This is a genomic window from Streptomyces sp. R41 (assembly GCF_041053055.1).
In the GTDB taxonomy this organism is placed as follows: domain Bacteria; phylum Actinomycetota; class Actinomycetes; order Streptomycetales; family Streptomycetaceae; genus Streptomyces.
In genome coordinates, this window is sequence record NZ_CP163443.1 from 10453065 (window position 1) to 10462393 (window position 9329).

Annotated in this window: 10 protein-coding genes and 1 pseudogene; 6 read left to right on the plus strand and 5 right to left on the minus strand. The window is 66.8% G+C overall.

What is annotated here, in order from left to right; genetic code table 11:
- Positions 1–37 precede the first annotated feature (37 nt).
- A complete protein-coding gene (locus tag AB5J53_RS47710) occupies positions 38–589 on the plus strand; it encodes a hypothetical protein (protein ID WP_369251943.1) in 552 nt (183 codons plus the stop codon).
- 612 nt (positions 590–1201) lie between these two features.
- Here the strand turns inward: AB5J53_RS47710 and AB5J53_RS47715 are convergent.
- The gene (locus AB5J53_RS47715; RefSeq protein WP_369251945.1) at positions 1202–1555 is read right to left on the minus strand and encodes a VOC family protein; all 354 of its coding nucleotides are present in this window, start codon (positions 1553–1555) and stop codon (positions 1202–1204) included.
- 82 nt (positions 1556–1637) lie between these two features.
- On the opposite strand from AB5J53_RS47715, the pseudogene AB5J53_RS47720 reads away from it, so the two are divergent.
- Positions 1638–1895, plus strand: a pseudogene (locus tag AB5J53_RS47720) (transposase); the annotation flags it as partial.
- A gap of 7 nt (positions 1896–1902) precedes the next feature.
- On the opposite strand, the gene AB5J53_RS47725 reads toward AB5J53_RS47720, so the two are convergent.
- Positions 1903–2853: an alpha/beta hydrolase gene (locus AB5J53_RS47725; RefSeq protein WP_369251947.1), complete on the minus strand. Its 951-nt coding sequence runs from the start codon at positions 2851–2853 to the stop codon at positions 1903–1905.
- Between the two features lie 18 nt (positions 2854–2871).
- Here AB5J53_RS47725 and AB5J53_RS47730 point away from each other — a divergent pair, with 18 nt between their 5' ends.
- Positions 2872–3447 carry a transposase gene (locus AB5J53_RS47730; protein WP_369251949.1) on the plus strand — a complete coding sequence of 192 codons (576 nt, stop codon included), beginning with the start codon at positions 2872–2874 and terminating at the stop codon, positions 3445–3447.
- On the opposite strand, the gene AB5J53_RS47735 is transcribed toward AB5J53_RS47730, so the two are convergent.
- Positions 3444–3824, minus strand: coding sequence for a VOC family protein (locus AB5J53_RS47735; protein ID WP_369251951.1), 381 nt, complete (start codon positions 3822–3824; stop codon positions 3444–3446). The genes AB5J53_RS47730 and AB5J53_RS47735 overlap by 4 nt on opposite strands.
- Before the next feature lie 453 nt (positions 3825–4277).
- Between AB5J53_RS47735 and AB5J53_RS47740 the strand changes: the two genes are divergently transcribed.
- Positions 4278–5498, plus strand: coding sequence for a phosphatidylserine/phosphatidylglycerophosphate/cardiolipin synthase family protein (locus tag AB5J53_RS47740; protein WP_369251953.1), 1221 nt, complete (start codon positions 4278–4280; stop codon positions 5496–5498).
- A 205-nt stretch (positions 5499–5703) separates the two neighbouring features.
- Here the strand turns inward: AB5J53_RS47740 and AB5J53_RS47745 are convergent, their stop codons facing one another.
- The gene (locus AB5J53_RS47745) at positions 5704–6621 is read right to left on the minus strand and encodes a DUF5996 family protein (RefSeq protein ID WP_369252925.1); all 918 of its coding nucleotides are present in this window, start codon (positions 6619–6621) and stop codon (positions 5704–5706) included.
- Positions 6622–6874: 253 nt separating this feature from the next.
- Between AB5J53_RS47745 and AB5J53_RS47750 the strand changes: the two genes are divergently transcribed.
- A complete protein-coding gene (locus AB5J53_RS47750; RefSeq protein WP_369251955.1) occupies positions 6875–7729 on the plus strand; it encodes an NmrA/HSCARG family protein in 855 nt (284 codons plus the stop codon).
- 395 nt (positions 7730–8124) lie between these two features.
- On the plus strand, positions 8125–8913 hold the full coding sequence (locus AB5J53_RS47755; RefSeq protein WP_369251957.1) for a spermidine synthase: 789 nt from the start codon (positions 8125–8127) through the stop codon (positions 8911–8913).
- 15 nt (positions 8914–8928) lie between these two features.
- On the opposite strand, the gene AB5J53_RS47760 is transcribed toward AB5J53_RS47755, so the two are convergent.
- A complete protein-coding gene (locus tag AB5J53_RS47760) occupies positions 8929–9222 on the minus strand; it encodes a 2'-5' RNA ligase family protein (protein WP_369251959.1) in 294 nt (97 codons plus the stop codon).
- Between the last annotated feature and the right edge of the window lie 107 nt (positions 9223–9329).

The following is a 9329-nucleotide window of genomic DNA, read 5'->3' on the forward strand; positions in this document are numbered from 1 at the left end:
CTGTTGTCCAGGAGTGTTCGGGTGTCTGATGTGGTCGGTGGGAGCGTCCGACGACATCCTGCGGATCACTCGAGAGCGCAACCCTCCACACGATGTGCTGGATGTGATGCCATTGGGCATGCAGGGGATCGTTACTGGCGCTATCGCTGTCGTGGCCACGTTGCTCGGGTCACTCACCACCTACTTGTTTCAGCGTCGCTTCGCCGACCGTACCGAGCAGTTCGCGCGCCAGGAGTGGCTACGTAGGGAACGGCTGGCTGTCTACAGCAACTTCGCTGAGACCCTCATGTCCTTTCGGCGCGCCCAATATGATCGCTGGAATCGGCGTCAGGAAAGCCCTGATGGCATGGACCCCGTCCCCATACGCGAGGAGTCCTACCGACTGCGCGCTGAGGCTTGGAACGCTTACTTCAAGGTCAAGCTCGTCGCCGAAGACCCCGTCCTCGTCGCCCTGGCGGACACCGCTGTTCGGACAACAGCCGAGGTCTCAGATGCCGAAGACGTCTCTGATCTGCACCATCGCGGTCAAGCATCGCGAAGCATCGTGAATCAGTTCATCGATGCAGCAGGGAATCATATCCGGGCGTGACTTGGGAGGGGGCTGAGCACCGATCGGCGCGGGGCTGTCCGCCCGTACAGCACAAGTATCTGCCCGACGTCACCCTCGCCGTCCTGCGCTGGGCAACGCCTCAACGACCCGGACTTCCCCTGCGTGGTCGGCAAGCGCGGCGCCGAACTCCTCTACGGCGTCGCGGATTTGAAGTGCCGGGGCCCGCAATCGGCCCAGCGCGGCTCCGCCATGGATGGCGTGCGTCCTAGGCAGGTGGGCGGGTATCGGGCCAGATCGTTGCGCGGTCGCTGAGAGCGAGGCGGTTACAACCTTGCGTTCCGCCCGCCGCAGTGTGACCGTCACGCCCGGCAGTTTTTCCCCCTGACCTTCTGGTCAGAGCACTGCGATTACTTCAGGAGGACCTCCTGGAAAGACTCCTGCCCGCCAGACGCCCCCGCAGCCAGCCCCGAGTCGTGAAACGCAAGATGTCCAACTACCGGCTCAAGCGGACTGAACACCACGCCTGGCCCCAGCCCACCCGCACGGGCGCCCAAGCCGTCCTCATCAAACGACCCCAACCCACAGACCCGTAACGCAACAGCGTGGGCTCTAGTCGTCCACCAGCTCGTCACCGCCTGCGTGAAGACGCGGTCAGGCGGACTGCCACAGCTCGATCCGATTGCCCTCAGGATCGGTGACCCAGCCGAATCGACCGACACCCTCCATGTCCTGCGTTTCTTTGGCCACGTCCGCTCCCTTGGCGCGCAATTGCGCGAGCATCGCATCCAGGTCGCGGACCCGGAAGTTGAGCATGGTTTGCTGGGCGCGGGACCCGAAGTAGTCGGTCTCGGACTCGAACGTCGCGAACACCGTCAGCCCGGCTTCCTGACGCCACAGGCCGTTCTCATCGGCGTCCAGGCCCAGGCAATCGCGATACCAGGCGCTCAGGGCCGCCGGGTCGGCGGCCCGCATGAAGTAACCACCGATTCCAAGCACACGTTCCATGTCGCCATCCTGCCAGGACGGCGATCGGGCGGGGTGGCACCACACCATCGCCCGCTTCACACCTCCTCTCCGTAAGCAGTACCGGGTGAAGTTCCCCAAGGCGGTGAAGAAGGTGACCGACGACGAGGACGAGCGCCTCGCGTTCTACGACTTCCCGGCCGAGCTCTGGGTCCACCTGCGGACCACGAACCCCATCGAGTCGACGTTCGCGACCGTCCGCCTGCGCACGAAGGTCACCAAAGGCGCAGGCGGACGGGCCATCGGGCTGGCCCTGGTCCGGGCCGGGACTCGTTTCGAGTGTGGTGTCCTGGTCGAGCGGGCCGAGGTCTCCGTTGCTTGACGAAGCGTCAGTTGACGTGGTCGAGCAGGTCGGTGACTTCCGCGAAGACTCGGTCTCCCGCCGCTGCGGCGGCGGGAGAGAGGGTATCGAGGGTGAGGAATCCGTGGACCATTCCGGCCTCGCGGCGGTGTCTGACCGGAACGTCCGCGGCGGCCAGCCGGGCGGCGTAGGCGTCGCCCTCATCCCGAAGTGGATCGTGCTCCGCGGTGATGACAACGGTGGGCGGCAGCCCGCCGAGGTCTGCGGCATACAGCGGGCTGACCTCGGGGTCGGCGCGCCGGGACGGGTCTTGGACCCATTGCTCGGCCCCCCATGCGACGTCGTCGGCCGCCAGGCCCCAACCTGTGGCCTTCGACCGCGCGCTGGGACAGGAGAGTGTGAGATCGGTGTTGGGGTACACCAGGATCTGCGCGGCCGGCAGCGGACCGCCTTCATCGCGCAGGCGCAGGCAGGCGAGCGCAGCGAGGTTCCCGCCGGAACTGTCACCCATGACGACGGTCGGGCCGCCGGTCTTGGTGCCGGAACCTCCGCCGGCCGCTGCCCACCGAATGGCGGCCACGCAGTCATCGACGGCAGCCGGCCACGGGTGCTCCGGAGCCCGGCGGAAGTCGACGCTCAGCACAGCCGTATCGGTCCTGAGCGCCAATCGGCGGCATACCCGATCGTGCGACTCCAGATCGCCGATCGTCCACATCCCTCCATGAAGGAACACCACCAGCGGCCGTAACGCCACCGAAGGCCGGTAGAGGCGGGCCCCCACGGCAGTCGAGCCGACCGTTAGATCCTCGACGTGGGCGATCTCGGGGCCCGGGGGCCGGGCGTCAGCGCGGAGTCGTTGTGCACGCCGCAACTCCGCCGCGCCCACGGCACGGGCGGGAAGACCAGGGTCCTGCCGAACGGCCCTGATGAAGGCGGCCAGTTCGGCATCGGCGAGCGAGGGATCGATCCGTTCAGCCATGCAGGCCAGGATGCCACCTTGATCCGAACGACCCCGGCCCCTCCTGGTGTTCACCGAGCTCAACGCCGCGGCACGGCTGGACTGGTCCCGCTGCGTGGTCGACTCCTCGCACGTCAGGGCCTTAAAAGGGGGAAGCACACCGGCTACTCGCCGGTCGACCGGGGCCGGGCAGGCTCGAAACACCACTTGATCACAGACGAGCACGGTACCCCGCTCGCGCTCCTGCTGACCGGCGGCATCCGCAACGACGTCACCCAGCTGATGCCCCTGCTCGACGCGATTCCGGCCGTCCGCGGCCGAGTTGGCCACCCACGCCGCAGGCCCGACTCACTCTTTCGCCGACCGCGGCTACGACCACGAGATCTACCGCGACCAGGTACGCGCCTCGGCATCGTGCCGGCGATCGCACGCCGCGGCACGCAGCACGGCAGCGAACTGGGAACCTGCGCATGGGTAGTTGAACGGACCTTCGCCTGGCTGCACGGCTTCAAACGCCTCCGAATCCGTCGGGAACGCAGAGCCGACATCCACGAGGCGTTCTTCGAGCCGGCCTGCTGCCTGATCACCCACCGGCAACTCCAGTCACTGTGCTAGCTGCTGTTGCTCTCCCAGTAGAGGCAGAAGGGGTGACCGGCCGGGTCGAGCATCACCTTGACGTTGTCCTGCGGCTGGTGGTCGGCTTCCCGCGCGCCCAGTTCGAGTGCGTGCGCCTCGGCTGCCGCCAGGTCTGCAACTTCGAAGTCGAGATGCATCGTGATCCGCTGAGCGCCCTCCTGAGCGGGCCAGGCCGGAGGGACGTATCCCTCCGAGAGCTGGAAGGCGATGTAGGCCACGCCTTCCGGCGGCGTGATTGCCGCCCCGTCAGAGTCTTCCTTGGCGATCTCCCAGCCCAGCAGCTCTGAGTAAAAGCGTGCAAGCGCCTGCGGATTGGGGGCCTCAAGCACGATGCCCCACCAGTCGTGTCTCGACATGCGAGGAGTGCCGGGTTCGTGGCTGGGTCGTCCGCGCATGTCGGCGAGTACTCCAGGATGCTTTGCTGCCACTGCTGTTCAGAGGCGGGCCTCTGGAGCCTACTGGCTGACATGGCATGAGCAGAGCACCTGCGTAAGGCTTCCGCACCTACTCAGCCGCTGCACCCTCCAGCACCGATCGACTCCATCGAGTCAGCCGTTCTTACTGTGCGCCATCCGGATGAATTTGACATCCAGTTGGAGACGCTCTGAGCGCGGCAAGGAAAGCTCGGTTCCGTGATCTTTCTGCCCGCCTCTACCATGCCCCTCGCCGACCGACCACGGGATTTGTGCCCGAACTGCCGGTTTCGCTCACCTCGGGGAATGCCGAGTTCGCCCCGATCGACTGCGCGCCCGCATCTGGCATGGCACCTCCGTACGCTGCCGGCCACCGCCGTCGCTGTCTTGTCCCTGGTGGCCGCGCTACTCCTCGGCAGCGCCACACCCGCCGCTGCACTGGCCAAGCCGGTCGTCAACGGGCCCGTATTCAATGACCCGCTGGGCACGGCGGCGCAGCAGAAGGCAATCTTCACTCAGCTCGTCCAGCTGATCGACGCGACGCCCGCCGGGGCGCAGATCCGCGGCTCGGTGTACGAGTTCAACGACCAAGAGGTCGCCAATGCGCTGCTAGCCGCCCACCAGCGCGGCGTCAACGTCAAGCTCATCGTCGACGACTCGACCCTCGTTGGCGCCAACGGCGCCGAGTACGCCAACGCTCCCTACCAGACCCTCAAGGCCGGGCTCGGAACCAATGACGCCGCCCGCTCCTGGATCGTCGTCTGCGACGACAGGTTCGAGGACGCCGACGGCGTCGACGACGTCCAGCGCGGCTGCCTGAGCGTTGCCCCTCCCCAACCGGCCTACAACCACAACAAGTTCTTCGTCTTCTCCAGGGTCGGGCCCTTCGACGACGGCACCAGCTACTCGAAGGTCGTCTTCCAGACCTCCTCCAACCTCTCCGACTGGTACAAGGTCGAGTCCTTCAACGACGCCGTCACCTTCACCGACAGCGCCGTGTACGACGCATACGCCTCGTATCACGAGCAGCTCCGCTATGGGCGGACTCTCGCCGGAGGCAACAACAAGGTGTACTTCTCCACACCGACCGGCTCGACCTACCGAGGTTTCTTCTTCCCACGCGGTGACACCTCCTACTACAACCCGGCTACCGACACCGTCGTCAACGCGCTGAACGAGATCAGCTGCGCCTACACCGGCACGGACGGCCGTCAGCACCAGACCGGCATCCGAATCGTGATGCACAGCTTCTACGGCTCGCGTCGCCAGGTCGCGGACAAGCTGGGCCAGTTGCGCGGCAGGGGCTGCTGGGTCGACATCATCTACGCCGAGAGCGACAGCACCATTACCGACAAGCTGAACGCCGCCGGCATCCAGTACCGCAGGTGCCGCATTCCGAACGGTCCGGGAATCGACGTCCGCCCGCACAACAAACAGATCCTGATTGACGGCGGCTACAACGGCGACACCACACCGCGTGTCTACACGGGCAGTGCCAATCTGACCGGGTCGTCGCTACGCTCAGCCGATGAGGCGCTCGTACGGATTGCCAGCGCGTCCTACCACTCGAAGTACCTGAGCACGTTTTACAAGATCCGCTCTGCCTGCGGCGGTTAAGGACCGACGGCGCCCCGTCATCATCAGTACGGTGTACACGTATCGGTGCCGTAGCAGGCGAGTTGATGGTGCGGGTCGCCTCACTCCGGGCCCGGCCCGTACGGGTGGACCTGCGCGGTGACGGTCGCGTCCGCCTCGCCCCGGGCCAGTTCGCCGCTGCCACCAGGTCATTTCGGTCTGTGATGCATGCGCACCGGGTGATGGTCTACCGGTGCTGTCGCCACCGGTTCGGGTCCACTTCCAGCGCCGCCCGGTCCCAGCCGCCGTGTTCCGCGGCAGCCTCATAGGTCGTGTGCAGGAAATCAGCTAGTGCCCGGTCCGGGTCGGCCGCAGTACGCACCGCTTCGTACGGCAGAAGGAACTGGCCGAGGTCAGGGTTGTAGAACGCGTCGGCCGGGGTGACCGGCTGGTCGGCGAAGCCGTCCGGCTCGGGATAGGCGTACGAGTAAAAGGCCCCCTCCTCACCTCCGCCGGGCCAGAAACCACAGCTGCTCAACTCGCGGGAGTAGCCCTCCACCATCACCCAGTCACCGCAGTTCGGGGCGCCGCCGGGATGGGGCGGAGCCGCCCGTCCTGAGAACCTCGTGCAGGCCAGGTCCATGGCGCCCCAGAAGAAGTGCACTGGGCTCACCTTGCCGGCGAAGTGCGAGCGGAACTCCCCCAGCACCCGGTTGGCCTGCAGCAACTGCCGCCAGAAGAGCTGCGCGGCTCTCGGGTCGTAGGAAGTGTGCTGGTGGTCTTCGTCGAAGGGGATCGCCGGGTCTACCTCGTTTGGAGACGCCTGGATCTTCGTCTCGATCCCCAGCTCACTCAGGGCTTGCATCGTGTCGCGGTAGAAGTCGGCCACCGGCCTCGGCGCCAGGGCAACGCTGCGGTTGGCGCCGTCGCTGCTGCGGATACGCAGCTGATGGTCGAGGAAGTCGAACTCGATGTCGAAGGCCCCTGAGCGGTAGGGGATCGCCGACGTGCTCAGGCCGCGCGGGCTGACATACAAGGTGACCTGCCACCAGTGATTGACCAGGGGCGCGTGGGCCAGCCGAATCTTGCCGACGATCTGGGTCCACATGTGCAGTGTGTCCCGGGTCTCGGTCCAGTCGGCGACTCGCAGCCGCGGCCACATCATCCGCGACGCCCCATCGGAGACCACGGCCACAGCACACTCCTCCCAGGACGAACTGGCCGATATCCGACCACGCTGCCCTCAGTCGAAGAATCAGGCAACCGGGCAGGCAACCCGGCGCGCCTCACCGGCCACCGGACCGGGACGCTTGCATGCTCCACGAGCAGCCGTGCGCCCGGATCGCAAGGAGTGATCCAGCGGCCTGGTCTCGCCAGAGGCGGCGAGGCCCTTTGGGGCCGATCGGAAGGAGTTCATCATGAATGTTGACCAACCGGTACTGGTGCTGGGGGCGACCGGGGGACAGGGCGGCGCCGTCGTCAGCGCGTTGCTGTCCCGCGGTACCGCCGTCCGCGGCCTGGTCCGCAACCCTCAATCGGCTTCGGCCCGGCGCCTGGCCGCCCGTAACGTTGAGGTTGTGGGCGGAGATCTCATGGACCGCGAATCCCTGGCCTTGGCCATGCGGGGAGTAGCCGGTGTGTTTGCGATGACCACGCCCTTCGAGTCAGGACCGGCCGCCGAGATCGCGCAGGGCCGGAGCATTCTCACCGCCGCCCATGATGCCCGTGTGCCACATCTGGTCTTCAGTTCCGTCGCAGGTGCCGACCAGGACACTGGCGTGCCGCATTTCGAGACCAAGGCTGTCATTGAACGGGAACTGGCCGCAGGCGAGCTGCCCTACACGATCCTGGGGCCCACCTACTTCTTCGACAACGCCCTCGGCGGCGAGGACCGAATCCGCCAGGGGGTGCTCGATCTGCCTCTGCCACCGGACCGTCCGCTGCAGCAATTGGCACGCCCCGATCTGGGCGAGTTCACCGCCGCCGTTTTTGCCGCACCGGACGCGTTTGTCGGACAGCGTATCGAGCTCGCCAGTGACGCCCCCACGCCCGGTGACATGGCAGCCGCGTTGGGCACGGCACTCGGTGGGTCCGTTCGCCACAACGAAGTGCAGCTCAACGAGATCGGCAACGAGGACATGCGGGCGATGTGGACGTTCCTGCGTGGCCCCGGCTACCGCGTCGACCTGTCGGCGCTGCACGCCGCCCATCCCGATGTGCGCTGGACGTCGTTCGCCGACTGGGCCGAAGACACCTTTTCCATGGCGCCGTGACGGGCTGTCTTGTCTGCGGGCCGTTGGGATGGTCGACGTCGGCTGTCGCGTGGTGACGGTGCGGTTTTGCTTGCTCGTGCTGAGGCACGGCTCGAGGGGAGTGCGGTGGTGGTATTGGAGGTTGTCGAGGGCTGGTGGGCGTCCCGGCCGGCAGCGGGTGTTTCTTGGTGGTGAGTCGGCTGCGTGGGTGTTTCAGTGTTTTCCGTCTGTCGGTCGTTATGTGCTGCCGGGCATGGTCCGAGAGCGCTCGGGGCGTCCTGGGGGCGTGTCGTGCGGTGTGTGTGGACAGTTGCTCGGGGCGGGGCACAGTGGCGGCGAGATGGTGAAGGGGCCGGTCGGGTGCGGGAATGGGGGCGGCCCCCATTCCCGCGCGTGGTGGCGGAGAAGGGCACTGGATGAGCGCACGTTTTGAGGAGATTGATTGGCGGCGGACGCCGATGGGTGAGATCAGTCTGCGTCGTCGGTTGGAGCCGGTGTCGGGGGAGGAGGTGTATGAGGTCAAGCTCGGCGACGAGTATCTGATGTCGAGCCTGTTCACGGCGGGGGAGGTTGCGCTGGCCCGTTTGGGGCTGGCGGAGTTGCGTGGGGGCCCGCTTGATGTTGCGGTGGGCGGGCTGGGTCTCGGGTATACGGCCCGGGCGGCGCTGGATGATCCGCGGGTGCGCTCGCTGATCGTCGTCGACGTCCTGGCAGAGGTGATCGACTGGCATCGGCGCGGGCTCGTACCGCTGGGTGCGGGACTGGTGTCGGACCCCCGGTGCCGGCTGGTGCACGGGGACTTCTTCGCGATGGCTGCGCAGAGCGCGGCGGCGGGCGGACCGGTGCCTGCGGGGGGTACGGCCGGCGGCGCCGTCGGTGCGGCCCCGCCCGGTGTGGACCCCGAGACTCCTGGTCGCCGTTTCCACGCGATCCTGCTGGACGTGGACCATTCACCGCGCCATGTGCTGCATCCCGGCCATGCCGCGTTCTACCGGCCGGCCGGTCTGACCGCGCTGGCCGGGCTATTGCGTCCCGGGGGTGTGTTCGCGCTGTGGTCGAACGATCCGCCGGACGAAGAGTTCGGCTCGGTGCTGGCGGAGGTCTTCGTGGAGAGTGCTGCGCACGTGGTCGATTTCGACAATCCGCTCCAAGGCGGGAGTGCGGCCAACACGGTCTACGTCGCCCGCAGGCGCGCGGCTGGCTGATGACCAGCAGCGGGATCAGCGGAGCGTGAACGACGCCCGCTGCTGCCACCGTGTTCCGTCGTGGACCAGGAGATCGACCGACGACACGCTGGCGGTGACGGGAAGCCTGTCGCGAAGGTCGGTCTCGGCTTCCGCCGGCACGGCATCGTCTTGCCCCTGAGCGATGGTCAGATGCGGGACTGTGTCGTCGAACTGACCGCCGAACGGCGGGGTCTGGGGCCATCGATCCGTGATCGCCTCGGTGAGCCTGGGTTCCTTTGTCGGGGGCGACGGCTTGATCCGCGCCCGGCGTTGTCCGGCACGGTCCACGGCGTAGTTGCCGCGGCGCGGTCAATGCCCAACTTGCGGGTCAGGCACGGCTATCGGGCCGAGTGGTGTCGTGTTGGGGCTCTCGTTGCGTGTGTGTGTTTGTGGGC